Origin of the sequence: Rothia sp. P6271, assembly GCF_048512995.1 — a bacterium.
Classification (GTDB): Bacteria; Actinomycetota; Actinomycetes; order Actinomycetales; family Micrococcaceae; genus Rothia.
Map to the genome: position 1 here is coordinate 14,413 of NZ_JBLXXV010000012.1, position 26,639 is coordinate 41,051.

At 45.2% G+C, this 26,639-nt stretch carries 22 protein-coding genes, 1 tRNA gene and 1 pseudogene; 15 read left to right on the top strand and 9 right to left on the bottom strand.

What is annotated here, in order from left to right; translation table 11 throughout:
• Nucleotides 1–178: 178 nt before the first annotated feature.
• A complete protein-coding gene (locus ACN08X_RS07905; RefSeq protein WP_419102253.1) occupies nucleotides 179–700 on the bottom strand; it encodes a ferritin in 522 nt (173 codons plus the stop codon).
• 173 nt (nucleotides 701–873) lie between these two features.
• Entirely contained in the window at nucleotides 874–1,401 is a 528-nt protein-coding gene (locus ACN08X_RS07910) for a MarR family winged helix-turn-helix transcriptional regulator (protein ID WP_419106497.1), read from the bottom strand.
• 348 nt (nucleotides 1,402–1,749) lie between these two features.
• Between ACN08X_RS07910 and nhaA (ACN08X_RS07915) the strand changes: the two genes are divergently transcribed.
• Both nhaA (ACN08X_RS07915) and nhaA (ACN08X_RS07920) read left to right on the top strand, forming a co-directional pair.
• Entirely contained in the window at nucleotides 1,750–3,081 is a 1,332-nt protein-coding gene (nhaA, locus tag ACN08X_RS07915; RefSeq protein ID WP_419102251.1) for a Na+/H+ antiporter NhaA, read from the top strand.
• A 206-nt stretch (nucleotides 3,082–3,287) separates the two neighbouring features.
• A complete protein-coding gene (nhaA, locus tag ACN08X_RS07920) occupies nucleotides 3,288–4,679 on the top strand; it encodes a Na+/H+ antiporter NhaA (RefSeq protein ID WP_419108419.1) in 1,392 nt (463 codons plus the stop codon).
• A 12-nt stretch (nucleotides 4,680–4,691) separates the two neighbouring features.
• Here the strand turns inward: nhaA (ACN08X_RS07920) and ACN08X_RS07925 are convergent, their stop codons facing one another.
• Together ACN08X_RS07925 and lysX are read right to left on the bottom strand one after the other, a co-directional pair.
• Nucleotides 4,692–5,438, bottom strand: a complete 747-nt coding sequence (locus tag ACN08X_RS07925; protein WP_419108420.1) for a hypothetical protein — start codon at nucleotides 5,436–5,438, stop codon at nucleotides 4,692–4,694.
• A gap of 18 nt (nucleotides 5,439–5,456) precedes the next feature.
• Complete coding sequence (lysX, locus tag ACN08X_RS07930; RefSeq protein WP_419108421.1) at nucleotides 5,457–8,789, bottom strand: bifunctional lysylphosphatidylglycerol synthetase/lysine--tRNA ligase LysX; 3,333 nt, start codon at nucleotides 8,787–8,789, stop codon at nucleotides 5,457–5,459.
• Nucleotides 8,790–9,186: 397 nt separating this feature from the next.
• On the opposite strand from lysX, the gene ACN08X_RS07935 reads away from it, so the two are divergent.
• Nucleotides 9,187–10,713, top strand: a complete 1,527-nt coding sequence (locus tag ACN08X_RS07935) for an alanine/glycine:cation symporter family protein (protein WP_419102247.1) — start codon at nucleotides 9,187–9,189, stop codon at nucleotides 10,711–10,713.
• 125 nt (nucleotides 10,714–10,838) lie between these two features.
• Nucleotides 10,839–11,108 (top strand): PLDc N-terminal domain-containing protein, encoded by a 270-nt coding sequence (locus ACN08X_RS07940; RefSeq protein ID WP_419106468.1) that lies wholly within the window; start codon nucleotides 10,839–10,841, stop codon nucleotides 11,106–11,108.
• A gap of 70 nt (nucleotides 11,109–11,178) precedes the next feature.
• Here the strand turns inward: ACN08X_RS07940 and ACN08X_RS07945 are convergent.
• A tRNA-Leu gene (locus ACN08X_RS07945) sits at nucleotides 11,179–11,265 on the bottom strand.
• A gap of 211 nt (nucleotides 11,266–11,476) precedes the next feature.
• On the opposite strand from ACN08X_RS07945, the pseudogene ACN08X_RS07950 reads away from it, so the two are divergent.
• The 8 genes and pseudogenes from ACN08X_RS07950 to pknB all read left to right on the top strand — a co-directional run.
• Nucleotides 11,477–11,700: pseudogene (locus ACN08X_RS07950) on the top strand (YrhK family protein); the annotation flags it as partial.
• A gap of 176 nt (nucleotides 11,701–11,876) precedes the next feature.
• Nucleotides 11,877–12,707: an FhaA domain-containing protein gene (locus ACN08X_RS07955; protein WP_419106467.1), complete on the top strand. Its 831-nt coding sequence runs from the start codon at nucleotides 11,877–11,879 to the stop codon at nucleotides 12,705–12,707.
• On the top strand, nucleotides 12,707–13,204 hold the full coding sequence (locus tag ACN08X_RS07960) for an FHA domain-containing protein FhaB/FipA (protein WP_419102244.1): 498 nt from the start codon (nucleotides 12,707–12,709) through the stop codon (nucleotides 13,202–13,204). The genes ACN08X_RS07955 and ACN08X_RS07960 overlap by 1 nt, the downstream gene beginning before the upstream one ends.
• Nucleotides 13,205–13,209: 5 nt before the next feature.
• Entirely contained in the window at nucleotides 13,210–14,904 is a 1,695-nt protein-coding gene (locus ACN08X_RS07965) for a PP2C family protein-serine/threonine phosphatase (RefSeq protein WP_419108422.1), read from the top strand.
• Complete coding sequence (locus ACN08X_RS07970) at nucleotides 14,897–16,348, top strand: FtsW/RodA/SpoVE family cell cycle protein (protein WP_419102242.1); 1,452 nt, start codon at nucleotides 14,897–14,899, stop codon at nucleotides 16,346–16,348. The genes ACN08X_RS07965 and ACN08X_RS07970 overlap by 8 nt, the downstream gene beginning before the upstream one ends.
• Nucleotides 16,341–17,786, top strand: a complete 1,446-nt coding sequence (locus ACN08X_RS07975; RefSeq protein WP_419108423.1) for a peptidoglycan D,D-transpeptidase FtsI family protein — start codon at nucleotides 16,341–16,343, stop codon at nucleotides 17,784–17,786. Before ACN08X_RS07970 ends, ACN08X_RS07975 begins: the two co-directional genes overlap by 8 nt.
• The gene (locus ACN08X_RS07980) at nucleotides 17,783–19,528 is read left to right on the top strand and encodes a protein kinase domain-containing protein (RefSeq protein ID WP_419108424.1); all 1,746 of its coding nucleotides are present in this window, start codon (nucleotides 17,783–17,785) and stop codon (nucleotides 19,526–19,528) included. Before ACN08X_RS07975 ends, ACN08X_RS07980 begins: the two co-directional genes overlap by 4 nt.
• A gap of 5 nt (nucleotides 19,529–19,533) precedes the next feature.
• A complete protein-coding gene (pknB, locus tag ACN08X_RS07985; RefSeq protein WP_419108425.1) occupies nucleotides 19,534–21,570 on the top strand; it encodes a Stk1 family PASTA domain-containing Ser/Thr kinase in 2,037 nt (678 codons plus the stop codon).
• A gap of 96 nt (nucleotides 21,571–21,666) precedes the next feature.
• On the opposite strand, the gene ACN08X_RS07990 is transcribed toward pknB, so the two are convergent.
• From ACN08X_RS07990 to ACN08X_RS08000, 3 genes are read right to left on the bottom strand one after another with little or no spacing between them, the layout of a single operon-like run.
• Nucleotides 21,667–22,302 (bottom strand): anthranilate synthase component II, encoded by a 636-nt coding sequence (locus ACN08X_RS07990; RefSeq protein ID WP_419108426.1) that lies wholly within the window; start codon nucleotides 22,300–22,302, stop codon nucleotides 21,667–21,669.
• A 21-nt stretch (nucleotides 22,303–22,323) separates the two neighbouring features.
• Nucleotides 22,324–22,485 (bottom strand): hypothetical protein, encoded by a 162-nt coding sequence (locus tag ACN08X_RS07995; protein WP_419102237.1) that lies wholly within the window; start codon nucleotides 22,483–22,485, stop codon nucleotides 22,324–22,326.
• Nucleotides 22,486–22,517: 32 nt separating this feature from the next.
• On the bottom strand, nucleotides 22,518–23,390 hold the full coding sequence (locus ACN08X_RS08000; protein WP_419108427.1) for a class E sortase: 873 nt from the start codon (nucleotides 23,388–23,390) through the stop codon (nucleotides 22,518–22,520).
• A 229-nt stretch (nucleotides 23,391–23,619) separates the two neighbouring features.
• Here ACN08X_RS08000 and ACN08X_RS08005 point away from each other — a divergent pair, with 229 nt between their 5' ends.
• Complete coding sequence (locus tag ACN08X_RS08005) at nucleotides 23,620–23,898, top strand: cell division protein CrgA (protein ID WP_419102235.1); 279 nt, start codon at nucleotides 23,620–23,622, stop codon at nucleotides 23,896–23,898.
• 8 nt (nucleotides 23,899–23,906) lie between these two features.
• Nucleotides 23,907–24,110 carry a long-chain fatty acid--CoA ligase gene (locus ACN08X_RS08010; RefSeq protein ID WP_419102234.1) on the top strand — a complete coding sequence of 68 codons (204 nt, stop codon included), beginning with the start codon at nucleotides 23,907–23,909 and terminating at the stop codon, nucleotides 24,108–24,110.
• Nucleotides 24,111–24,162: 52 nt separating this feature from the next.
• On the opposite strand, the gene ACN08X_RS08015 is transcribed toward ACN08X_RS08010, so the two are convergent.
• Entirely contained in the window at nucleotides 24,163–25,089 is a 927-nt protein-coding gene (locus ACN08X_RS08015; protein WP_419108428.1) for a LysR family transcriptional regulator ArgP, read from the bottom strand.
• A gap of 187 nt (nucleotides 25,090–25,276) precedes the next feature.
• On the opposite strand from ACN08X_RS08015, the gene ACN08X_RS08020 reads away from it, so the two are divergent.
• Entirely contained in the window at nucleotides 25,277–26,413 is a 1,137-nt protein-coding gene (locus tag ACN08X_RS08020) for a hypothetical protein (RefSeq protein WP_419106459.1), read from the top strand.
• Nucleotides 26,414–26,639: the final 226 nt, after the last annotated feature.

Below are 26,639 nucleotides of genomic sequence, written 5' to 3' on the forward strand. Positions count from 1 at the left end.
GAAATACTTTCCATTACAAGTTCCTAGACGTATAAAGTAATATTTATCATGCCTTTTTATGGTGATTTATCACACTATGGCTCAAAAGGGTGTTTAAAGAGCAACGGGGCGCAGCTCAAAGATAATGCCACACCCCGTCACTCTTGAGACTCTATAAGAAGCTCAAATATTACACACTTTAGGAACCCGCGGGTGTCGGTGCAGAATCATCAACACCGTGGTCATCGCCAAACTCACGAGCAACAAAGTTCTCGATATCAAAGAGGTTATCGGTACGCTTACAGATAGTTACCAAAGTTTCCATTGAAGCAACTTCCTCCACCTGCTCTTTGAGGAACCACAACATAAACTGCTCACCCAAAGCATAGTTCTCAGCACGAGCAGCTTCAAAAAGAGCCTCAATCTGCTCAGTCACAGTCTTCTCTTGCTGTAAAGAAAGCTCAGCAATTTCTAGAACACTTGAAAAATTGTTTTCAACATGAGGAATACCTGGAATCTGAATTTCTTGGCCCCGATCGAGCTGATACTGGACCATCATCAGAGCATGTCCGCGCTCTTCTAACGACTGACGATAGAAATGGCGAGCAAGCTGAGGAAGATCCTCAGAGTCGAGCCACACTGCCATCGCTAAATATTGGTGAGACGCATGGAACTCATGTCCAATTTGTTCGCTGAGAAGCTCATAGAAGTTCTTAGCCATTAGGTGTTCTCCTTATATATTGGCTCACATGCAGATAGGCATGTTTTTATGTGCAGAAAAAAATACATGTTAATCTGCAATATCAATAGCTTCCTCATAAAGACTCAACAACGCTAAATCCTTAAAACCGAGCTATTTATATCCCAGTCTAAAGCACCCATACCCGACTAAGGCTAGCCCAAGAGCATAGAACGTTTAACCGTAATAACTTCAGAAGGCTTATCTCCTAAAACTGCTTCACCAATTTTTGCTAATTGTTTAACTTGGCGAGCGCCTAAATTATCAAAAATCTGCTGACGAACTTCTGTGACATGCCCCGGAGCAGCCTCTTGGACCTTCGTCAGACCTTTACTCTCTAACCTGCACATCGACACTCGGCGGTCTTTACTCCACAAGGCGCGGGTGACATAACCATTTTTTTCAAGGCGAGTTACAACTCGAGAGAGTCTCGGCAATAACGTATTCGTTTGATGTGCCAGCTCAGTCATGGTCAGGCATTGTTCAGAAGCTTCTGATAACACTGCTAAAACCATATATTCGACAAAGCTCAAACCAGAATCTCGTTGGAGTTGCGCTTCAAGTTTTCCAGGCAAGCTAAACATCACGGAGGCGAGAAACAGCCATCCTTCGCGTTCTTCTTCAGATAGCCACGCTACGGTATCAGTATCCTGAGAAGATACTTCAGATGAGGGTGTACTCACGCTCAAGCCTCCGTTCTTTCTAATGTCCGCAGTCTAAAAAATCTAACCTTTTCTATTTTAGTGATTAGTTAAGACATTATGTCTGTTTCATAAATATTTGAGGACATATATATGGACTTTTCTCATAGTAGTGGTGCCTAGACTAACAGAAGTCATCATTTATGACGCTTTCTCTCCTATGATAAGCTTGCTACCTAATACTCTATGTGGATAATACCGATGGAAAAGCGTATCGTAACTGTCCACCCGAGAGTATGGTGTGCCGGGAAGTCTGGTCGGCTCGTTTCTATATAACCCCTGTCGAAACGGAATATATCAAAGTCACACCACACACGCACAAGGAGCTATATGTCTTCTCAGACCGTCCTTTCGCGCGGCTCATATAAAGAGTCACAGCGCATTACTGAGATTCTACGCAAAGAATCTGTTGGTGGATTCATCCTACTCGGGGCAACAGTCCTCGCTCTCATACTCGCTAATACTTCGGCTGCAGATTTCTATTTCAACCTACGAGACACTAAATTAGGTCAAGATATTGGGGATTTTCACCTCAAATTGTCGTTAGGGCACTGGGCTGCAGATGCACTGCTTGCAGTGTTCTTCTTTCTTGCAGGTCTTGAACTCAAAAAAGAATTTGTTATTGGCGATTTACGCAACCCCGGAAAAGCTCTTGTTCCCGTTGCTGCAGCAGCAGGCGGCGTGGCACTTCCAGCCATCATTTATACGCTTATCAACCTCAATTCAGGTGCTGAAGCTCTCGGCGGATGGGCTATTCCTGCTGCGACCGACATTGCTTTTGCGGTAGCTGTTCTTGCCGTTATTGGCACTCATTTACCAGCGGCTCTACGAACGTTCCTTTTAACTCTTGCAGTCGTAGATGATTTGATAGCAATTATCATTATTGCTATTTTCTACACCTCAGAGTTGAAAATTCATTACCTAGCAATCTCTATTGTGCCCATCATCATTTATGCGCTCATTGCTCGTAAAGGTGAAAAAATGTTCCACCTCAAGCCGGCCACTTCGTGGCTTGTGCTTCTTCCAATCGGAGCTATCGTATGGGCGTTATTCCTTAATTCTGGTATTCACGCTACTATCGCTGGTGTTATCCTTGCGTTCACTATTCCTGTAAAGCATACCTCGCATACCCATGCAGCTGATGCAGATCACGGGCTAGCAGAAGTCATGGAGCATCGAGTTCGCCCATTCTCTGCAGGGTTCTGCGTTCCAGTCTTTGCGTTCTTCTCCGCAGGTGTTGCTATCGGCGGTTTTAACGGTTTTACGAGTTCTCTCAAAGATCCTATTGCTCTCGGTATTATTGTCGCTCTCGTTGGCGGTAAAATTATCGGCATTTTTGGTTCTACATGGCTCATCACTCGATTGCGTCATGCAAACCTTGATCCTGATATTAAGTGGGTGGATGTTTTAGGGCTAGCGGCTCTGGGCGGTATTGGGTTCACCGTATCGCTACTCATTGCAGAGTTATCTTTCGGCATTGGTTCAGAGCACAATGACCACGCTAAAATTGCGATTCTTACAGGTTCTGTCTTGGCAGCATGTATTGGTGCTTTTATTCTTGGTTCTCGCAATAAATACTATAAGAACCTTGAAGCAAAAGAATCCGTTGATGCTGATGGTGATGGTGTCCCTGACGTTTTCACCGATGATTCAGACGGATAAAGTTACTCTTCTGTAGAAGTTTTCTATGAGCCCACGTTATAGCATTTTGTCTATAGCGTGGGTTTTTTATGTCTGTCATGTATTAACTTTATTGTCATGAGATAGTGCACACTATCCATCAACTAATCAGCAAACATACTATTTTTAGTCTTTATTAGCTAAAGTACATAACAACACACCAACACATTTAAAGGATTCTTCTTGCCATGGCACATTTAGCTCACGATGAAAACGACGAACAACCTAACGCTGTTTTCTCCCGTGGGACCTATGCAGAGTCTTCTCGTGTTGCAGATATTCTCAAACGAGAATCCACTGGCGGATTTATCTTACTTATTGCAACAGTACTAGCTTTGGTTCTCTCAAATAGCCCTACATCCTCTTGGTATTTTGGAGTCAAAGAAGCGGAACTAGGGGTGCATATTCCAGGGTTTAGTCACCTGATGATGTCTGTTAGCGAGTGGGCAGCAGACGGGCTATTAGTAGTCTTTTTCTTCCTGACGGGTCTAGAGCTTAAAAAGGAATTTGTTCTTGGAGATTTGCGAGACCCTCAACGAGCTATTGTCCCCGTAGCAGCAGCTTTTGGTGGCGTTATTGCACCAGCACTTATATTTTTTGCTGTTAATCATTCCAGTTCAACAGCAGTCCATGGGTGGGCTATTCCTACAGCAACAGATATTGCATTTGCTGTAGCTGTTATTACGGCAGTTGGTTCTCATTTACCTTCAGCGTTAAGAACTTTTCTTCTGACGCTGGCAGTGGTAGACGACCTCATTGCGATTTTTATTATTGCTATTTTCTATACCCATAATTTTAAGGTAATGTACCTTCTACTAGCGATTATTCCGATAGTTGCATATTTGTGGATTGCTCATCGTTTTGAGTATTTCTTTCATACTCGGGATTGGGCGGCATGGGTGATTTTATTACCTCTAGGCGTCATAACATGGGCGCTATTTCTCGAATCTGGTATCCATGCAACAATCTCAGGTGTTATTTTAGGTTTTTGTGTGCCTGTCAAATATACACCACAAGCTCGCGCGGTTCAGGCCGATGCTGGGCTGGCAGAAGTCCTCGAAAAAAGAATGCGGCCGATTTCTTCTCTCTTTTGTATCCCGCTTTTTGCGTTCTTCGCTGCAGGAGTATCTTTCGGTGGAGTTGACGGGCTCCTCAAAGCTCTACGTGACCCCGTATCTTTAGGAATTATTGGAGGCCTAGTCCTCGGCAAGAGTATAGGTATCACGTTAACAACATGGCTGATTACTCGACTCAAAAATGCTCACCTTGACCCCGATATTCAATGGATAGATATTCTGTGTATTTCTATCACTGGAGGTATCGGTTTCACCGTCTCACTGTTAATCTCTGAGTTGTCGTTTCCGGCTCATTCTATCCATACAGAAAACGCTAAAATTGCAATTCTTGTTGGTTCCGTTACCGCAGCATGTATGAGCGGGACGTTACTTTCTCTCCGCAATAAAAAATATCGCGATATTGAAGCTAAAGAGAATGTTGATCAGAACGCTGACGGCATTCCTGATGTGTTTAGCGACGATATTGACAAAATTAAAGCAGCATCACATCGGAAAACGAGTTAGCCAAAGTCCTCTTTACGCTGTTTTCAGGAATATCTCAAGAATTGCTTGTAGTACTGGATAGATGAACACATCTGCACATAAGATAGCACCCAAGCTAAAGCAGAGTGCAGGGACAATATATGCGAATAAACGCCCACATCGACGACGTATCGCATCGATCATGACCCCAAATATTGCTTCTCGTCGGTACAACATTAACAGTAGCAGCAAGACAAGTGGAAGTTGGGAGATAGTAGCCCACCCTAATAATCCAAGGCTACGGATAGGTAGTGGTTGTTGTGCTGATAACGCAATATATGTGGTGAAAGAAATTTCGAAAGTAATGATGGCAAGGAAACCTAGTGTAAAAAGAGCTAACCCCACGGGGCTTGTGAAACGCATTTTTTTGGTGTGCATTTCATTGCCATCTAAGCGGTGAGCATGAAAACGTATTCTCATAATGGAATATATTCCGTAAGTGACCAATAGCAATGCACACACCAATTTACCCACAAGAACAGGAACCTGACGGCTACTGACAATCCACGAAAGAATCTGTTTCCACGGTAAATGATTTAGAGTCTCCCCCAAGACAGCAGTGAGCAAAAGACCCCACACTACAATGCCTAAAATAATTGACAGGCAGAAAACAAAGACGGCTCTACGTGAACGCTTTCCTGGGCGAACTGAAAGATAATACACCGCTAATAATGCTGGCGTCGGATCAAAACCAGCGATACCTAAAGGTAATAACAGCCCCAGATAATTCAAAACACTCATAAACACCGATTATTCTTATCAGCGTGTTGGTTTAACAAAAGGAAAACTCAAAACGCCTCGAATATTCTGCCCTGCTAACAACATGATTAAACGATCTACTCCAATACCCAAACCACCAGTCGGCGGTAAACCAACTTCTAAAGCGTAAAGGAAGTCTTCGTCAACTTCCATTGCTTCAACGTCTCCAGCAGCAGCTTTAAGAGATTGTTCATTAAACCGCTGACGCTGTTCTATCGCATCAGCCATCTCTGAATACGCAGTTCCTAACTCCATACCATCAACTACTAAATCCCATCTCTCAGCTAATCCAGGTATCTTTCGGTGAGCACTCGCTAAAGGAGACGTTTCTTGCGGAAAGTCAATATAGAACGTGGGGTATATCGTATACGGTTCTATGAGCTCACTATAGAGCTCCTCAATAATGGCACCAGAGCCCATATCATCTCGCACATAGATACCGTGAGTTCGAGCGTGAGCAAGCAAAACTTCAAAGTCAGTGTCTAAAGAAACAGGCTCTTTAAGCACCTCAGATAGTGCTTCGCACACCGTCTTGACGGGCCATGGTGCAGAGACATCGATAAGCTGTCGTTGTCCGTTCTTCTGTTCTCCTAAAGGTAGAGATTCACTGCCAAAAACACTATATGCGACGTTCTTAATAAGAGTCTGAGTAAATGCAAGCATCACCCTGTAATCAGCATATGGTTTATAAGCTTCTAGGACTGTAAATTCTGGATTATGAGTAGCATCTGCACCTTCATTACGGAAGTTACGCCCAATCTCATAGACAGCGCCCATATCTCCTACAACGAGACGTTTGAGATATAGTTCCGGGGCAATACGTAAATATAGGTCTGAGCCATACGCATTGATAAATGTTTTAAATGGTCGTGCATTTGCTCCGCCATGGATGGTATGCAGTATGGGTGTCTCCACTTCAAGAAATCCTGATGCATCTAAGGTTTTACGTAAAGAAGTGATAACCGTGCTGCGCATTCTGAGGTATTCACGTTGTTTTGGGTGAACTAGCAAGTCTGTTGAACGGCGATGCAACCGTGCTTCAGCATCGCTAAAGTGTTCAAACGGAATATCGTGTAGAGCTTTTGCACCAAGAATCCAATGATGAACGATGAAGGAGGGCGTTCCGTTACGTGAAAAACCTAAAGTTCCTGTAAGGATGAGAATATCGCCGCGATCTATTGTGGTGCGAAATATGCGGAAATCGTTAAGAAATTGTTGTTCGCAAATTGCTTGAGCTTGTTTAAAACCGTCTATGAGCGTTAAGAACACAACAGCTCCGTGCGTTCGGATAGCTCGAACTCTCCCGGCGACGGTTATATGGTCTGTGGGTTTCCCTCCATTAGAGGTCAAAAAATCTGCAAGTTGTCCGACAGTATATTGTGCTTTGACGCCTAGAGGGTAGGGGTTTATACCGTATTCCCTAAGCATCTCAAGATGACGAATACGGTCTCTTGTGTGGCCAGTGTATCGATGAGCGACCGAGGTGAGTGTTTCTGCATTATTTTCGATTTCATGAAGTTGATGCAGATGCTCATTATCTAGTGTGGGTAAGTTTCGTTCTTCTTGCACGAGCAATGGTGGTAAGAATCCTTCTGCTACTCCTGAAGATATGCAAACTTGGAAAAGCGTCAACATAGAATCTGCTGCAAGGTAGCGAGGCTCCCATATAGGCTCAAATTTTTGGTTAAAACGATAGAGTCTTTCAAGTTGCAAGAATCTGTTAAGGATTCCCAAAGTCGATGATGTTAGACGTGTCCAAGGGCTTGCACCAAAATGATCGGCTTCCACAAAAGTTTTTCGAAACATCGCAAAATTCAATGAAACTTTTGTAATTCCAAGTGTTGGCAGGGTTTGCATCATCGTTGCGATCATGAACTCCATCAAACCGTTGGGAGCCTGTGGAGAACGACGCATCACGTCTAGTGAAATTCCTTTTTTTCCCCAAGGAACAAAAGATAAGATTCCTACAATATCTCCGCTGGGAGAAGAGGCGGTCATCAGTACGCATTTACCGTCTGAGGGGTCTCCAAGCCGGTTTAATGCCATAGAGAATCCACGTTCTTCTGCACCATGGCGCCACTGGTTGACCAACTTTGTTACAGATTCCATCTCATCCGCAGGGACGTCTACGTGGCGTCGAATGTTGAGAGTGTACCCGTCGTGAGATAGTTTTCTCGTTGCGTGACGTACTTCTGCTAAAGAGGTGTTGTTAATGCGGAATCGTTCAGCATTAAGTATCGCTTCATCTCCCATATAGGTGATCGCTAATCCTGCCCGAGCGTAGGCTTTCGCCCCGCGTTCACTGGCACTGATGACTCCAGGTGTCCAGCCGTAGGTTCTGGCGTGTTTCATCCAGTTTCTGATAGCACTGTCCCATGAGCTAGGTGCTCCGATGGGGTCTCCAGAGGCTAACGTTACGGAGTGGATAAGACGGTACGTAATAACAGCTCGGCGATCATCAGAAAAAATCATGGATTTTTCACGTCGAGTTGCGAAATATGCGAGGGAGTCTTTATCACCATATTCCCAAATGAGCGCTCGAAGTTCTAGTTCATTATCGGGAGTCCAACTTTTTCTATCAGCAGGTGTTCTAAGTGCTACAGCGATAGTGACAATAAGGGTTGTTGCATAGCAGAGGTCAATCAGCGCTTTAAAAAAGTGGATTAGTCGATGAGACCCATCAGGGGTGCCCAGCGGGGAAATATTTACCACAGAAAGCCCATATTCAAGAGTGTTTTTCCAGAGCGTTCCAGAGCCCATTCTTTCTTGGATATAGCCCATGGAGAATGCAATACACCATGTCATAAAAGTGCCGATTATCAAAGATACTGCGGCTTGTTTCCACCGCGAGCGCAGAGTGTGTGCAGGGAATGCGCTTTTACATGAGTACAGGAGAATTAGCGCGCATAAAGCAAAGATGAGGGAGAGTCCGTTGGCAACAGAGCTATAAACGTCAAAGAGATGTTTGAATTCTTGGCTATTTCCTATGACTTGCAATACACCAGGGATACTGACGAGAATGCCAGCGTATTGGAAGAACACTACGGCGTATAGACCAACTCGACGTCTGCGAATTAAAGCTGTGGTGATGAGGAGTAGGACGACGGCTGACACCAGTGTGTGGTCTACTGGTATGTTCATGGCGCCAAGTAGTATTTCCCACCAGGGGTACCCTACGTGGTTTTTATGGAAGGGCGTTAGGACCCATGAGACGAATGATAATGCGAAACTAATAGTATAGATACCAATGACCCAGCGAGCGGTGCGTTCTGCACGTGAGGTAAGTTTTTCCCACAGCGTTGTGATGTGTTGGGTCTTTGAATTATTCTTCACGTTCGCAGCACTCTTTCTTACACAACCATAATGGTGTCGATTCTTACCGTTGTCGGAGCTCTTTCAATAGCGTACAGCTCTGGCCTTTTGAACTATGGTTATCTAGAGATTTTTCTTAGGCTTTGGGCTTTTTTGAGACTATTTCGCGTTTTGGTGTTACACCGATGAAACATTTTTCCCTTAGTGTATAACCCAGTTAAGTAATATCTACAGCCGTGCCTTATAGACTTTTTGGCTACCCTCATTGGGTTTTCGGATGTTGCCGATGGTTTCATCGTTTTCTATCTTGCTCGGTAACACACTGCGTTTCTGTCGTTCAGAGGCACATAATCATCCAGCTCAGCACATCTTATCCCCGTAAGATAGTGCGGTGCGTTCCTCAGTAAAGGAGCATTTTATGAATGCTTTTATTGATGTCATTAATAACATCAATGATGCTACTGCCTCCGCGGCAGAAGTTATTACATCCATTTCAGATAGTGTCTGGAATGTTTTATTTATTGTCTTAATCGTTGTTGGTCTTGGCATTACTATTGCTACTCGTGCGGTGCAGTGGCGTGCCCTTCCTGAGATGTTCCGCTCCATAGTTGAACCGTCTGGTAAAGAGAGCGATGGGCGTAAGGGTATTTCCTCTTTCCGTGCTTTTACGGTGTCTGCGGCTTCGCGTGTAGGTACTGGAAATATTGCTGGTGTTGCGATTGCAATTTCTCTCGGTGGCCCTGGTGCTGTCTTTTGGATGTGGGTTATTGCTGCTATTGGTGCGGCTTCTGCTTTTGCAGAGTCTCTCCTCGGACAGCTATATAAACAGCATGGTCAAGATTCTTATATTGGTGGCCCCGCATACTATATGCAGCGTGGTTTGAACGCGCGCTGGTTGAGCCTCATTTTCGTGGCGTTTATTATCGTCACTTACGCTTTCGTTTTTGTGGCTTTGCAAACGAACTCTATTGTTGATGCGGCAGCGACTTCTTTTGGTTTTGATTCTGCGTCTGATGATTCTCTTGGTTTGCGTGTTGCTATTGGTGTCATCGTTATGGTGCTTGCTGCAAGCATTATTTTTGGTGGTATTCGCGCTATTTCTTCTGTAACTGAATGGCTTGTACCTATTATGGCGGTGCTGTATCTGTTGCTTGGTCTTGCGGTAGTGCTGATGAATCTTACCGAGATTCCTCATATTCTTGGAGAAATCCTTCAGGGTGCTTTTGGTCTTAAAGAATTCACCACTGGTGGTTTGATTGGGGCAATTACTCTGGGTATGCGTCGTGGTTTGCTCTCTAACGAGGCTGGTATGGGTACTGCACCTAACGCCGGTGCGACCGCAACAATTTCTCATCCTGCTAAACAAGGTTTTGTGCAGACTCTCGGTGTTTACTTCGATACGATGTTGGTTTGCTCGGTGACTGCGTTTATTGTTCTACTCTCAAACCCAGAATATGGTAGTGACGCTAAGGGTGCGGCATTGACTCAGTCTGCACTTTCTGAGCAGTTGGGTGGATGGTCTATTAACTTCTTGACCATTGCTATTGCGTTGTTTGCGTTCTCTTCCATCGTTGGTAACTACTACTATGGTGAGTCAAACCTTCGTTTCTTGACCGAGAGCAAGACCCCGATGTTTATTTTCCGTGTTCTTGTCTTGTTCTTCGTATTCTTTGGTGCGATTTCTTCGTTGAAGCTCGTATGGAACTTGGCAGATTTGTTGAATGCTGGCATGGTTGTTGTGAACTTGACGGCTGTATGCTTGCTGATGCCGAAGGTCATGAAGTTGCTTCGTAACTATGAGGTTCAGCGTAAGGCTGGTCTTGAGCCTATTTTTAAGGCCTCAGACATGCCCGAGATTAAGAATCTTGCTGCTTGGGACGGTACTGATGAGGTATGTACTCGTGAGTTCTGGGAACAGGTCGATCGAGAGAAGACTCGCCGTTAAGGTGTAGTTTTCTTCGACGATTGGTAATGTCGTGAGATAAGGCGTCGGTTCTCTTGTGTCGAGGGAGCCGACGTCTTCGTATATGCTATTTGAGTTTTATTCGGTTTATGGAGGTGGGAGTGTTTATGGTGTGGCGAAGTGCTGAGGTTTTGGAGGCCTCGCAGAGAAATACGTCTGATCCGACGGTGTTAAGTTGGGTTATTTTAGGAGGTATCTGTGTAGGTTCTGTTCTTGCGGCGTATTGCCTTTTGACCATTCATAGAAACCCTTATTTTTCTCGTGGTCAGAAGCTTGGGTGGCTTTTTGTGGCGTTAGCTTTTCCTGTTTTTGGTCCGATTTCTTGGATGGTTCGAGCCCATCATGAGAAGAAGTATCAGGAATCTCGTAGTTCTTAGCCGCGTTGTATGATGCGTTTAATAAAAGAGGTGCTTCCCTATTCATAGGTGAATAGGGAAGCACCTCTGTTGGTGCGCAAGGGGGGACTTGAACCCCCACGCCCTTGCGGGCACAGGCACCTGAAGCCTGCGCGTCTGCCAATTCCGCCACTTGCGCTAGAGTCGTTTTAATGACGACAACGAGAAATTATTATACACCTATAAACGGTGTTCTTTGCAAAAAATATCATGTCTTCAGTCACCCGATGGTACATACTTATTCGTAATCATGACATGATGTTTTCATGAAAAAACCTCAAACAGATACTTCCTTAGAGATACGTTGGGGCAATGAAGAGCTCATTATTCGCCAATGATATGAGACGCTATCCATTTTGAATGACATTTTAATCGGTGTTATTTTCCTCATTGGTTCTTTTCTTTTTTCTCACCTAAGACGGTTACTGCTGGAACGTGGCTTTTTGTTGTTGGTTCAATGTTGATGTTGATTCGTCTTTCTATCCGCATTACTCGCCATATTCATCTTCGGAAGCTTCGGACGAAATATCATTCAGCTTCAGGGCAAAAGATTGATCAGTCCTTTAACTTCTAAAAAACTTCCTAGGGAGAGAAAACCCTAATTCCTACAGGTTTCTCTCAATCATCTATTAGACTGGCATTGTAGTGTGTTTACGTATAAGGAACGTAGATTATCACTCTGAAAGTCATTATTAGGTGTTTTTACTGTTATCTGCGGTCAAGGACATATAAATTCTCAAGGAGGCAAGCATGGGTTTTATCAACAAACTTGAGCAAGGCCTAGAGAAAGCTGTTCGTGGAACGTTTAGTGGCGGGAATAGCCGTTTTGAGCCTGCCGACTTGGCTAATCGGATTCGTACGGAGATGGATGACCGTTCATATTCCATAGAATCTGGGCACACTTTAGCGCCTAATGTCTTTACGTTATATTTTGCTACTGAAGATTTTCCGCGCGTTAAAAGTTGGGGTACTCCGTTAGCTGAAGAGTTATGTGATGTTGCAATTCGGCAAGCACGTGCTCAGGGGTATTCTTTGCGTGGGGCGGTACGCGTGACTTTTATTCGTGAGGATTCTCTTCATGCTGGAGATTTTAAGATTTCTTCTGCTCAAGAGAAAATTTCAACCGGAGAGGTTCCTTCTCAACAATCTCGCCCGTCAGTTCCTCGTCCTCATCACCAAGATATATATCGTCAAAATAGTGCTGGAACATCTCAGGGTTCGTATAGCGCTCACGAACATTCTCCGTCGTGGGATCATCAGTTATCGGACGAAGCTGTCGAAAAAACTCAGGTAGTTTTGAATATTAATGGTCAGAACTATTCTATTGACTCTTTCCCCGTAGTTCTTGGTCGCGGGGCTCAAGCTGATATTACGGTCGAGGATGCTGGGGTCTCTCGATATCATCTAGAAATTATGGAACAAGACGGAACGTATCTTGCCGTTGATTTAGGATCCACTAATGGTAGCTATCTCAATGGCCAAAAACTTCGAGGTCGTAGAGAACTTACTCATGGCTCAATCCTTAAGATGGGTCGTGCACGAATTATTTTCCGTCTTATGGTTCCAAGGAGTGCACGTTAATGGCTTCAGAACTTACACTTTTTATCCTTCGTTATGCGTTTTTAGTAATTTTGTGGTTGTTCATTTATGGTGTTGTTGCTGCCTTGCGTAAAGACTTAGCAATCGGGAAAAATTACCGGATAGAACAACGGGAATATATTTCTGAGGGGTCAGCCCCGATAACAGGCCCACAATCAGCTACTCCAGCTAAGCCTAAGCCACCCGCGCGCGCTCAGCAGCTTCTTATTACGGACGGCGCGTATGCAGGTCAGGTTTTCCGCCTATCCGATACGCCTCTAGTAATTGGTCGAGGTGCTCATGCTGACGTGCAGATTGAAGATGATTATGCTTCGGGTCAACACGCACGACTGTTTCCACAGGGGTCTCGTTGGTTCATTGAGGATCTTTCATCGACAAATGGCACTTTTGTTAATGGTCAGCGTTTGACGAGGGCTACCTTGTTGGAGACAGGCATGCAATTTCGTGTCGGCCATACAAATATGCAGTTGAAGGCATAAAACCTATGGGAATTGCATTTCGTTTTGCGGCACGGTCTGATGTTGGTCGTGTGCGCTCTAAGAATGATGACTCAGGATACGCCGGACATTATCTAGCCGTTGTCGCCGACGGTATGGGTGGGAATGTCGGCGGTGACGTAGCTTCCGCAACAACAGTTCTTGACCTCACCCCCTTAGATCACAATAATTATGAGGGCTCTGCGGGAGTGTACTTAGCGGATGAAATTCAAACCGCTAATATCATCATGAATGAACTCGTTGATTTAAACCCAAGCCTTTCTGGTATGGGAACAACGTGCACAGCTCTTTTAGTTGACGGTGAAAAAATTGAGCTTGCACATATCGGAGATTCGCGAGCTTATCGTCTACGAAATAATGTTTTTGAACAGATCACAACAGATCACACCTTTGTACAACGTCTTTTAGAAGAGGGGCGTATCACCCCTGAACAGGCTCTGACTCATCCTCATAAGAACGTTATTATGCGTGTCCTCGGTGATGTCGACGCCTCCCCTGAGCTAGAACTATTGACCCTAGACGCAGAATGTGGTGAGAAATGGGTTCTAAGTTCAGATGGTCTTGACGCTGTTGTCAGCGTTGAGGAAATTGAAGAGTTGATGCGCTCCACGGAGGACCTCAAGCATATTGTGGATTCTCTTGTGGATTTAACCTTAGACCGTGGTGCACCAGATAACGTAACGGTGGTTGCTCTTTCTGTCATCGAAGAAGATTCCCTTTCTTCTACTGTTACCTCACCTCAACCGATTATTCCTTTACGCCAGTATTCTGACGAAGGCGAGTTTCTTGGTGTTGTTAAAAATCCTCATACGCTGGATGAAGATGCTCCTATCGAGTCAGTATCATCAGAGCAAGAAGAAGCCAAACAGGATCATTCTTCACATCGTGCTCCGTGGCGCCGTCGCCTTCCGGTAGAGACAAAGATTCGTAACGCCCTGACCCATGGTAAGTGGCGTGGAGAATCTTTCTCCGACGGTGTTTTTAATATGATGACTGAGACCTCTGGGGTAGATGAACGTCCAGAAAATATTGAGGATTCATCTGCAGCAGTGCTTCGTGAAGAATTGGCGGAGCGCCCACATCAGCTAGTCGGTGCAGCAGCAAATGCAACTAACACCGGAATGATTCCTACCGTCACGAAGCGTACGGTAGCACAGCGGGCAACTTTAGTTACTACGCCTACGATGCTGGTGCCGGTAGAAGAAGTTGAATTACCTCAAGAATTTCAGGCAGCTATTACCACGCCAGAGCCTTCAGTGCGTTCTCGGTGGGGTGTTCGAATTTTCACTGCTTTATTAGTTGCGGGGACTCTTTTTGCTAGTGTTTTGACTTTCGTGTCTTGGGTATCGAACCAATATTATGTCGGCATCAATAACGAGAAAGTTGCCGTTTTTAATGGGGTTCCACAGTCTTTAGGTGCCATTCATTTTTATAAGGTTGTTGAAGAAACTTCTCTTGAGGTTGCAGAGCTTCCGGAGTATTCGCAATCTTTAGTTCGTAGCACTATTTCTGCTCATGATTTATCCGACGCTACACGAATTGTCTCAGATTTACGGCAGCAGGTTGATTCTGCTCAGGAGAAGAAAGACCAACAGAAGCCTTCAGCATCTGCTACTCCTGTTCCAGAGCTGACCAGTGTTTCACCTTCACCAAGTGCGTCCGAGGAGGCTACCCGTGGCTAAGTTGTTTAAGCCTTCAGACAGGCCTCGTTCTCGTCGTTTCACAGAACTATGTTTGACGGTTATTGCTATAGCGTTCTGCCCTATCAGCATGTGGCTTATAGACCCTGAGAATATTATGCTCAATCATGATAATACTTGGGTTCTTGCAACAGCTGTCCTTGGTGGTGGTGCGTTGCTCATTCATGGTGTTCTTTACATGCGAGCGCGGTATGCTGATCCGTTGATTTTACCTATTGTGGTGCTGTTGAACGGTCTTGGTCTGGCGATGATTTATCGTATTGATTTGACGACCCCTGCTAATGCTGGGGCAACGCAGATTATGTGGACAGCGTTAGGGATGGTTGTTGCGGCAGTAACGCTTTTGATGTTGAAAGATCATCGTGTTCTTCGTCGAGTAACTTATGTTTCTTTGCTGGTTTCGTTAGTGTTGTTGCTGTTGCCTCTAGTTCCGTTTTTGGGTGTTGAGATTTATGGTGCTCGCATTTGGATTTCAGTTGCGGGTCGTACATTCCAGCCTGGTGAGCTGGCAAAGATTACTCTGGCGATATTTTTTGCCGGGTATCTTTCAACTCATCGTGATTTGATTTTGGTTGCTGGTCGCAAGCTAGGTCCACTTCGTTTTCCTCGTTTTAGAGATTTAGCCCCCATGTTTATTGCGTGGCTGGCGAGTATCGGCGTTCTTATTTTCCAGCGGGATTTAGGTTCAGCTATCTTGTTCTTCGGCTTGTTCGTCTCGATGTTGTATCTTGCAACGGGGCGTTCTACATGGGTCTTCCTTGGTCTGGGTTTTGTCGCTTTAGGTGGCGTCTTGGCGTACCAGTTTATCGGACATGTGAATGCTCGTATTTATGGTTGGATGCATGCATTTGATCCAGATATTTATAACCGTGCTTATGGCGGTTCAGGCCAGATTATTCAGGGGATTTTTGGTTTAGGCGCCGGAGGTCTTTTTGGTCGTGGCTGGGGTAAGGGACGCCCTGATTTGGTGGCGTTCTCTAATTCGGACATGATTGTCACCTCTTTGGGTGAAGAACTTGGGCTGGTTGGGTTATCAGCGATTTTATTGTTGTATTTTTTGTTGGTTACTCGTGGTTTCCGTGCTGCTTTAGGAACTCGTGACGCTTTTGGTAAGTTGCTCAGTGGCGGCTTGTCTGCTGCCATTGTGATTCAGCTTTTTGTGGTCGTTGGCGGTGTGACTCGTTTGATTCCTCTCACTGGTTTGACGACACCTTTCCTATCTGCTGGTGGGTCTTCTCTTCTGGCAAACTGGATTATTATTGCGCTTTTACTTTCAGTTTCACATTCTGCACGTGCCCCACATGTTGTTGATTCTTCAGCAGGCGTTGATGGGACATTAGATGCTGGTTCTCAAGAGAGCGGTGTGACTCGTTTTATTTCTAAAATGACAATGCGTGACCGGTTAGGAGGTTCACCCCGTGGATAAGGCCATTCGTAAGGTGTGGATTGCTTCTGGTTGCATTTTTGTTCTTTTGTTTTGTTCCCTGACATATATCCAGTTTTTTGACGCTAAGGCTTTAGCTGATAATCCGTGGAATTCTCGGACGTTATATGAGAATTATGGTTCTCAGCGTGGTTCTATTGTGGTTGACGGTAAGGAGATTGCTTCTTCAATTCCTTCTCATAATGGTTATGAGTACCAGCGTGTTTATTCGGACCCGTATGTTTATGCTCCGTTGACCGGTTATTTCTCGTCTATTTATGGTTCAACTGGTTTAGAAAATGCTATGAATGATGAGTTGTCAGGAAATTCTGACAGCCAGTTCTATGATCGTCTTGCGCATCTTTTTACGGGTGGTTCTGCTCAGGGTGCGACGGTTGAGTTGACTATTGATTCTCAGTTGCAGACTTTGGCGTATCAGCTTTTAGAGGGACATAAAGGCGCTATTGTGGCGTTGAATCCGAAGACGGGTGAGGTTCTTGCGATGGCAACGAGCCCGTCTTATGATCCTAATCTTTTGTCTTCTGCTCAGAATGAGTCGGTGTTGGCTCAGTATCAGAAGCTCAATAATGATAAGAGTGCACCTCTGTATAACCGTGCTATTGCGGGTAAGACGTATGCTCCTGGTTCAACGTTTAAAATTATTGATGCGGTGGCTGCTTTAGAGTCGGGAAAATATTCTGCTAAGAGTGTTATTCCTAATCCTCAAGAGTATGTTCTTCCTGGGACGAATACGGCATTACCTAATTATGTCAATGGTCATTGTTCATCTTCTCAAGAGGCGACTATAGAATGGGCTTTAGCTCAATCGTGTAATACGCCTTTTGCTCAGATTGCGATAGATTTGGGGCAGGATGCTATTGCTCGTACGGCTAAGAACTTTGGGTATCAGGATGATTCGTTGAGGATTCCTTTACCTGTTTCGGAGTCGGTCTTTCCGTCAGATTTGTCGGATAGTACTTTGGCGTTATCGGCTATTGGCCAGTATGACGTGAGAACGACGCCTTTGCAGGTGGCGATGATGTCTGCGGCTATTGCCAATAATGGTGTTCAGATGAAGCCGAATCTGATTCGCTCTGTAAAGTCTCATAATTTGAGTTCTCTTTATGAATTTTCGGCGAAGGAGTTGCGTACTTCTACGTCGCCAAAGATTTCGCAACAAATTCGTGATTGGATGGTTAACGACGTGGATAACGGCATTGCCTCTGGTGCTGCAGTTAGTGGCGTGAAGGTAGCGGGCAAGACGGGTACTGCGGAGACTGGTGTAAATGGTCAGAATAATTCGTGGTTTACTGGTTTTGCACCAGCAGATGATCCGCAGGTTGCTCTTGCAGTCATGTATGAAGATGTTAGTACCATTGAGGGCACTCAGCTTACTGCCCCCGCAGCTAAAAAACTCTTTGAGGCGGTGTTGAATAAGTGAGACCTTCAACTGAGACGTCGTTAGGTGGCCGTTATAACCTGACCGAACGTATTGCTATTGGCGGTATGGGTGAGGTGTGGAAGGCTCGCGATAAGGTACTTGGTCGTATTGTTGCGGTCAAAATCCTTAAAGAGGAGTACACTGGCGATCCTGGTTTTTTGGAACGTTTTCGTGCGGAAGCTCGCCATACTGCTTTATTAAATCATCCTGGTGTGGCAAATGTTTTTGATTATGGTGAAGAAGAAGGCTCTGCCTTTTTGGTGATGGAGCTTGTTCCTGGGGATCCGTTATCGAACATTATCGAGAAGGAACGTACCTTAGATTCAGATCGTATTTTGAGCATTATTGCTCAGACTGCGCGTGCTCTTGCTGTTGCTCATGATCAGGGTCTTGTTCATCGAGATGTGAAACCTGGAAATTTGATTATTGCTCCTGGCGATCGTGTTAAGGTGACAGATTTTGGTATTGCTCGTCTTGCTGATCAGGTTCCGTTAACGGCTACTGGTCAGGTGATGGGCACTGCTCAGTATCTTGCTCCTGAGCAAGCTACTGGTCAGCAGGCAACTCCGTCTTCTGACATGTATTCTTTAGGCATTATTGGTTATGAGTGTTTAGCTGGGAAACGTCCTTTTACTGGGGAGTCTCAGATTGCTATTGCTTTAGCTCAGGTGAATGATCCGCCTCCTCCGTTGCCATCATCTGTTCCGGCGCCAGCGGCCGCGTTGATTATGTGTTTGTTGTCGAAGGATCCTGCTCAGCGTCCCAAAAATGCGACAGCTTTAGCTTCTGCTATTGATGCTATCCGCCGTAAGGATATTAAAGCTGCGATTAAGAGTGTGCCGACATTAGCTAATTTCTTGTCGCCTGATGGTACTTCTACGACCGAGGTAATTACTGCGCCTACTGCTGTTACTCCTCAACGTCCTCGTTTTGGTTCTGGTCAACGTCATGTTCCGCAGTCTACGACGGCTCCAATACCGGCTGTCGCTGAGTCTACGTATCGTTCTTATCCGGCAAGACCGGAGAAGAAGTCACCGTGGGTTTGGGTGTCTTTGGTGTTGGCAGCTATTGTGGTTGCTTTGGTAGTTTGGTTTGTTGTTCTTGAGGGTTCTCAGAGAACACCTGGTTCTTCTGAGGATGTTCCTGTTCCAACGGCATCTGGTACGGTTTCAACGGTTGAGGCTTCTCCTGAGGTGAAGGCTCCTGCTGATGATTCTCCGGCAACTATTGAGGTGGTCTCCTCCGCTTTTGAGGGGCAGAAACTTGAGGTAGTTGTTAATGATCTTGTCGCACAGGGGTTATCTACAAAAACGGCGGGAAGAACTTCTGATCAACCAGCAGATACGGTATTGTCGGTATCACCTGAGGGTCCGTTAAGTCCAGGTTCTACGGTGACGGTGACATACTCGACTGGTCCTCGTTCTGTGACGCTTCCCTCTAATTTAGAGGGAATGAATACCGACACAGCTATTAGTGAAATTACTAAACTTGGTGTTAATGTGAAAGTTCATCAGGAGGAGTCTCATAGCGCGGAGCCAAACACGATACTCCGAACTAACCCTTCTTCTGGGACTAAAGTTGAAGTTGGTAGTAGCGTAGATATTTACGTTGCGACTTCACCGAAGTCAACAGCTTCGCCAACGGCTACAGATTCTCCTAGTGCTGGTTCTCAAGAACAGCCTGAAGATTCTCAGCCTTCAACTAATCCATCTACTACTCCAACTGCTTCGAATAACGGGTGAATTGAATGGAATTTCAGCTTCCTGAAATGATTGATAAACGTTACCGGATTCAAGATGTTCTTGGTTCCGGTGCGATGGCTACCGTGTATTCTGCCGAAGATGCGCGGTTAGGGCGTCAGGTTGCACTTAAAGTGGTGCATCCAGAGCTTGCCGCGGATCCACTTTTCTGCGCACGTTTTCAACGTGAAGCAGAATCTGCTGCTGTTTTGAACCATCCTGCTATCGTGGCAGTCTACGACACCGGAACAATTACAGTAGAGGGTGAAGATGGTACTCCTCTACATCAGATTCCGTATCTTGTGATGGAATTAGTTTCAGGAAAGTCCCTTGCAACATTGTTGGAAGAGCGTGGCGAATTTCCAGTTGATGAGGCAGTTTCTTACGGTGCGCAGATTCTTGAGGCTCTTCAGTATGCTCAGGATCGGGGCATTGCCCATCGTAGTATACGTCCAACCAATATTATGGTGTTACCTTGCACTGAAGAAGACCGTTCAAAGAACCAATTTGGTCAGGTGAAGGTTTTAGATTTTGGTTTAGCTCGAGCGTTAGAGAATGTGGGAAGTTCCTCCGAAGACTCTGATCAGGCAGACCATTTTAATGCGTATATTGCCCCAGAGCAGGTTCGCGGTGAGACCGTAGATTCTCGTAGTGATATCTATTCTGTAGCCTGCGTCATTTATCAGATGTTATGTGGTCGCACTCCATTTATGGCTCAGTCAGCAAAGGATTTAGCGCGTCAACAACTTAGTGAGACCCCTGCTGACCCGAGTTCTTATGCTTCGGTAAAGTTTGCTCCGGCTTTAGATGGTGTTCTGCTTAAGGCTTTGAGTAAGTCTCGTTCAGATCGTTTTCAGTCTGCAGATGAGTTCCGTTCGGCGTTGAAAAATGTTGTTCAGGGTGTTCCTTCTGCAACGTTTGAGGATGTTGAGACTGGTTCTACAACTGCGCTGAGTGCAGCAGCTGCGACAGGTGTTGCTGGTGGTTCTGCCGCGTATTCTTCGTTGAATACGAGTGCTCATGCTCAGCCTTCTTCCGATGAGGCAGCTGGTTTAGGTGGCTGGTTCGATAATGCTCAGGCTGAATATACTGATGAAGAGCTTTATGATTATGAGCGAAATGAAGCTTTAGCAAAGAAGCGTCGTCGTCGTCAGGCATGGACTCGTGTCATTACGGGCATGATTATTGTTGCTTTGGCTCTTTTCTCGGTGACAACGGTGTTGTATTACCAGAATGAGTTGAAGAAGGTTCCTGTTCATCCGGTTCCTGCTGTTCAGGGGCTGTCAAAGAATGATGCTGAAACGGCAGTCCGTAATCTTAATCTGACGGTTAAGTGGGATGAAGAGTTCTCTGATGCGGTGGCTAAGAACGATGTTATTAAGAGTACGCCGGTGACAGGTACTGAGGTTGAGGAAGGCAGCGAGGTTCTTCTGACGCTCTCTAAGGGTCCTTCTCAGTTGGCGATACCGGATAATGTCGAGGGCCAGTCTGAGGCTTATGTTCGTTCTGCTTTGCAGGATGCTGGGTTTGTTCCTGGACGTACGTCTACGGTCAATAGTGCAACGATTCCTGCTGGCATGGTTGTGTCGTTGTCGAAGGAGCCCGGAAGTAAGGTTGCGGCTGGTTCTACCATTGATATTGTTCTTTCAGACGGTAAAGTGACAGTTCCTGAGTTGATTGGGCTAAGCCGTGATCAGGCGATTGCTGCATTGAGTGCTCCTGATGTTTTGTTGAGTACGAATATTGAGACGGTTCAGACCAATGCTGCTCCAGCAGGTACGGTTCTTTCTCAGAGTTCAGCTGCTGGTACGACTATTGGTCAGGGAAGCACTGTGACTATTCGTGTTGCTGCTGCTCCTCCTACTCCGACGGTCGCTCCTCGTCCTCGTCCGACGGTTGCTCCTCAGCCTTCGCGTTCTACGGCGCCTTCTGCTCCTGCGTCAGGCGATACTGAGGGCAATAATCAGCGCCGTCCGGCACCGGAGCGTTCTTCACAGGCCCCTGCGCCTTCTGCTCCTGCCGCTGATGAGAAGTCAGATAGCTAGGTGCTATTAGCAGATATGTTGTAGCTGGTATATCTTTAGTAAAAAAATGCTGGTGTAGAACTCGCTATGAGTTTTACACCAGCATTTTTTATGGGTTTATGAGTTGATGTGAGGGCTAAGTTTTTGTGCTTTTTCTTGGGCGCCGCTGAGTCCGACTTCTTCTAGCCATGTTCCAAGCATGCTATATCCGCCTTCTGTTAGCACTGATTCTGGGTGGAATTGAACTCCGTGGATGGGGCATGTTTTATGTTGTAGTGCCATGATGATGCCGTTTTCGCTGGTTGCGGTGGCTTCAAGTTCTTCGGGCATTGTTGTTGGGTCTACAGCTAGTGAGTGGTAGCGCGTTACTCGTAGTGGGCTAGGTAATCCGTTGAATACGGATTGTTCGTTGTGTGTGATGTGAGATATTTTCCCATGCATAATTTCTGGTGCATGGTGGACTACGGCCCCGAACGCTTCTGCAATGGCTTGATGTCCTAGGCATACGCCGAGAAGCGGTTTGTGGTGTTGTGCCGCCCACTGTATCAGCTCGATAATACAGCCAGCTTCATGGGGCGCTCCTGGGCCGGGGGAGATCATGATGCCATCATGTTCTTGGGCTTGGGCGATGACGGTTTCTAAGGATGCTTCATCGTTACGGATGACGGTGACATGAGCACCTAGTTGTTCTAGGTAGCCAACTAGGGTGAAGACGAAGCTGTCGTAGTTGTCGATAACAAGGATTTTGGTCATAGTTCCTTCTTTGGATGGAGGCTAGTGGTCTACGGTCACGTCACGGTATAGGGGGCTATACTCTGCGATAGCTGGGAATACGTATTCCATGAGGCTCCAAATGATGAGGAGCACTAGTGCTATGGCGATGATGATACGTACCCAGAGCGGCCCGGGTAGGTGTCTAAAGATCCATGCGTACATATTTTCTTATACCTTTGGTTTTTTTGCGGTGTTTATTGCGCTATTTGAAGTTCTTGGGGTGCTCCGGCAGAGAGTGGTTGCCAGTGTTCGTAGCGTGCGTGAACGATATATCGTTGGGTGTCTCCGAAGCGGGGGTGACAAGTTGTGAGTGTCATGATGCGTTCAGTGGGTTGTTCGTTGGGGTGTTGAGGATTCGGTGCAATAACGTAGATGTCTTCGGGGTATACGATTGATGTTTCGTAGATGGTGTAGGTGTAGTAGCCGTTGATGGTTTGTACATATATTCTGTCGCCGATACGGAGCTGGTCGATGTAATCGAGCACTGCTCCATTGGTTTGGCGATGTCCGGCAAGAGCGAAGTTTCCAATTTCTCCGGGCATTGCGGTATTTTCGTAGTGTCCTAGTCCGAGAGTGTCGAGGACGTCTGTTCCGGTGCCTTCTGCGATGGGGCGCTGGTAGTGTGCACCGAATCGTGGAATGTAGACGATGCCGTAGGCTTTTCCGTATTCTGGTTCGTGTCCTACAGGTGGGTTATGGGAGTCTGCATTGTTGTGTGTTGGCTGTTCTGAGGTTTTTTCTTCTTCGGGCGTTATGTTCTCATGTTTTTCTGGTGTTGTTGGGGATTCTGTAGGGTGCGGTGTTAGTGGTTCATGAGGTTGTGTTTCTGGGGGTTGTGACGTTGTATTCGGGTCTTGTTGTGGTGTGGTTGTATCGGGTGTTGTTGGTTGTTGTGGTGATGTTTTCTCAGATTCTGCAGCTTGTTTAAATTCTTCGGCGAGGGTGTGCACTGCTTGTGATTGTGTTTGTGAAGCAGAGATGTTGGTCCACCAAAGTTGCCATCCGACGAAGAGGAGCAAGATGAGCCCTAGGGTGATGAGTATTTCTCCGATAATTTGTATGACCATGCGCCCTTTTGTATGAGGGGATGTATTTTTTTCTGGTCTGGTGGAGGTGTTTTTCATAGATTTTCTGTTGTACGGGTTCGTCGGTTTTCTTGAGGGTGTTTTTAGGTGTCTGCTATGTTTGTTAGGGTCTGAGCAGATAAAATTCTAAGCGATGAATCTGTTGATTTATTAGGTATATGTTCAACCGTACCTGATATGGCATATGGGTAAATAAGTATTTGGAGGAAAGATGGCAGAAGATAAGAAAGTAATGACGGATAGTGATTTGCATGAGGAGGAGACTTTTCGTCGGATAGCTAAAGAAATGGTTACTGATGATTTCGCTTCTCCTACTCCTCTGTGGTATCAGGTTATTATGTTTGGTCTTGTTGTTCTCGGTATTTTATGGATTATGGTTTTCTATATTAGTGAGACAACTCTGCCAATTCCGGGTCTTTCAATGTGGAATGTTGCTATTGGTGTTGGTTTGATGATGGCTGGTCTTTTGATGATGACTCGTTGGCGTTAGTGGATGTTATGTCTGAGAAAGATACGGGGTCTTTATCTGATAAACCTGAGGTGACGAATCCGTCGAATTTGGCGCCGGTGAATCCTCATGAGCCTCGCCAGAAGAGGGAGGATATTCGTGCTGCCATTTTTGAGACAAAGTTACGTCGTTTAGCTTTAGCTGGTTTTATTTTTGCCGCTGTCGTGTATTTTGTATGGCAGGGAATACGATAAGTATATTCTCAAAACAGAATATACACTTGTCAAAACTATTATTATAGATTTTTCAAGCGTTATTTTTGGGTTCTAAATATTTTTGAGCAGCCTCATAAATACGCTCAGTAACACGGTCAAGAATACGTGAAGATATTTTCCAGCGTTGCCAATAAAGAGGAAATTCTAGGGGTTTCTCCCCCGCTAGAGATATTATTGTGCCAGATTCAAGACCTTGACGGCACTGAGCTTCTGGAACAAGCCCCCAACCAATACCGTCTTCTACTGCTCGAGCATAGTCAGGGGATGAGGGAATATAAATACTCGGTGATTCTCCTCCGTTATCTTCAATATTGTGGGCTTTGAGAATCAGATGACGAGAAGAACGCTGTCCGTGATCTTTTCTATCAAACTCAATAACGGGTGCGGTGTTGAGTTCTTCTGCTGTTATATGGTGTGGCCAACTTTTAAAATGTTCATCGACAAATTCTTGTGAGGCAACACACCAGTACCGCGCTTGGCCAAGTTCTTCAACCTCACAACCATTAATGGGTTCTGGATGAGACGTAATTGCCGCCATGACTTCCCCAGAACGGAGAAGAGCTGAGGAATGCTGTTCTCCTTCTCTTCTGAGATCGCAAAAGATTTTATCGCATCGGGATAGTTCCCCTACAGCAGAGAGCAACCAGGTAGCCAAAGAATCAGAGTTTACAGCAATGGTTATGCTACCTTGTCCGGAACGCTCACCGAGTTCTTGTTCTAATTCTGCGTTGAGGTACTCATTTTGTCGGGCAACTCTGAGAACTACTTCACCGGAATCTGTTGGACGTACAGGATTGGTACGTTGTAAAAGGATACGACCGGCACTCGTTTCCATTGTTTTAATGCGTTGAGAGATCGCCGAAGCACTAACACCTAAAATTTCTGCTGCAGCTTCAAAGGTACCTTCATCAACGACTAAAGTAAAAGTACGCAATTGTTCATTAGTAAAACGAGTCATCGGCGAATCCTATCTGCATACTTGAGTTTATTCAGTCTCTACTACGCTAGAAAAAGACAAAATTGTATACTCTAGAATAGCAACTATGAGCTTATCTTCTTCAGAACATCATGAGGCATCACGTTGGTTTAGGGCGAATGGCCTTCCTTTAGTTATTCTTCCACAGGAGCGCCTTAAAGAAATGTTCGTGAGAATTACTCCTTTAGGGTTATGGCTATCAGTCACCTTATTCATTGTGACGATTTCTGTGGCTATTTTGGCTCATCTAGACGATAAAATTTTTGTTCAAGAAGATACCAGTGATGATATCCAACTAGAAATTATCAAAGGCATTGGAGCTTTCGTTCTCTTGTTTGGTGGACCGCTAGTAGCATTTGTTATCCCGTGGCTAGTTCTTCGTTTTAAAAGAAAAATACCGCAAACACTTTTTGTTATTACCGGATCTACGAGCATTCTCTCCATCATGTATCTTTTATCCCCCAGCCTAAGCTATCGAATGGGTATTGGGGAGCCTCTCTTCTTTAGCTCTTCCATTGAGGTTATTCTTTGCGTGGTAGCTATACTATTAGCACTTTTTCTAGGGTTAGATTCAATTTTATGGTGGGCGTTTAAAGAAACTCTTGTACAGCTTGGATCGGCAATGATTATGATTGCAAAGGTTTTGCCGATGTTGATGGTTGCAGTCTTGTTTTTCTTTGTTAACGCAGAAATATGGAAAGTAGCAGACACTCTCAGTTATACAAAAACCTTTGGTGTATCAGCCGTAATGTTTACTCTTGCACTTTTTATTATCACAACAACTGTTATTGAACGTTCTAAAGAGGTTCTAGGAGATCATCAAGGCAAGGAAATCCGCTTTAATGCAGAAGATTATCAGAGAGTATCAGCTGACTCTAGGATCTTTTGGAACACAGTTACAGAACGTATAGAAGGTTCTGTTTCTGCTAAACCTTTAGGACTAAGTGAACGTATTAATTTTATTCTTGTCCCAGCTACGGTTCAGTGCATCCAAACTTTCATGTTTTCTATCTTTGTTTTTCTCTTTTTCATATGGTTTGGCAGTTTTGCTATCCCAACAGAAGCTGCTGCATCTTGGGTCAACCATGTTCCAGAGAACTTTTTATTGTTTGGAGTAGAACTTCCTATAAGCTCTGTTCTGGTGAAAGTATCCATTGTACTTGGAGCGTTTTCGGGACTTAGCTTTGCTGCTTCAACAAGCACCGACGAACGTTATATGCATGATTTTCTTGAACAGGTATTTATTCGCCTACGTCAACAAGTGCTTATTCGTAATATTTATCGAAGTGCGTATACAGCTTCGTAATTTTATCTATTGATTTTTAGAGGCAAGGATAGCTCTTAGAAGTATCACAAGGAATCATCCCTCAATACAGTCAATAAGCATGTAGGCGGAAATATCTCCACTGAGAACGCGAGTATACATTCCCATAAAAATAACTTCTAAGAAGGTTATTAAAATAAAAGAGCACCCCTCTGCGGAGGGGTGCTCTTTTATTACCTAGGTCTCTATCATCTTAATGATGAGAAAC

Bases quoted from the DNA above. Each gene is read 5' to 3' on its own strand.
- ACN08X_RS07940 (WP_419106468.1), top strand. From the start codon at position 10,839: ATGGTGTGGCGAAGTGCTGAGGTTTTGGAGGCCTCGCAGAGAAATACG.
- ACN08X_RS08005 (WP_419102235.1), top strand. From the start codon at position 23,620: ATGGCAGAAGATAAGAAAGTAATGACGGATAGTGATTTGCATGAGGAG.
- ACN08X_RS08000 (WP_419108427.1), bottom strand. From the start codon at position 23,390: ATGGTCATACAAATTATCGGAGAAATACTCATCACCCTAGGGCTCATC.
- ACN08X_RS07935 (WP_419102247.1), top strand. From the start codon at position 9,187: ATGAATGCTTTTATTGATGTCATTAATAACATCAATGATGCTACTGCC.
- ACN08X_RS08010 (WP_419102234.1), top strand. From the start codon at position 23,907: ATGTCTGAGAAAGATACGGGGTCTTTATCTGATAAACCTGAGGTGACG.
- ACN08X_RS07960 (WP_419102244.1), top strand. From the start codon at position 12,707: ATGGCTTCAGAACTTACACTTTTTATCCTTCGTTATGCGTTTTTAGTA.
- nhaA (WP_419102251.1), top strand. From the start codon at position 1,750: ATGTCTTCTCAGACCGTCCTTTCGCGCGGCTCATATAAAGAGTCACAG.
- ACN08X_RS07995 (WP_419102237.1), bottom strand. From the start codon at position 22,485: ATGTACGCATGGATCTTTAGACACCTACCCGGGCCGCTCTGGGTACGT.
- pknB (WP_419108425.1), top strand. From the start codon at position 19,534: ATGGAATTTCAGCTTCCTGAAATGATTGATAAACGTTACCGGATTCAA.
- ACN08X_RS07990 (WP_419108426.1), bottom strand. From the start codon at position 22,302: ATGACCAAAATCCTTGTTATCGACAACTACGACAGCTTCGTCTTCACC.
- ACN08X_RS07965 (WP_419108422.1), top strand. From the start codon at position 13,210: ATGGGAATTGCATTTCGTTTTGCGGCACGGTCTGATGTTGGTCGTGTG.
- ACN08X_RS07955 (WP_419106467.1), top strand. From the start codon at position 11,877: ATGGGTTTTATCAACAAACTTGAGCAAGGCCTAGAGAAAGCTGTTCGT.
- nhaA (WP_419108419.1), top strand. From the start codon at position 3,288: ATGGCACATTTAGCTCACGATGAAAACGACGAACAACCTAACGCTGTT.
- ACN08X_RS07925 (WP_419108420.1), bottom strand. From the start codon at position 5,438: ATGAGTGTTTTGAATTATCTGGGGCTGTTATTACCTTTAGGTATCGCT.
- ACN08X_RS08015 (WP_419108428.1), bottom strand. From the start codon at position 25,089: ATGACTCGTTTTACTAATGAACAATTGCGTACTTTTACTTTAGTCGTT.
- ACN08X_RS07905 (WP_419102253.1), bottom strand. From the start codon at position 700: ATGGCTAAGAACTTCTATGAGCTTCTCAGCGAACAAATTGGACATGAG.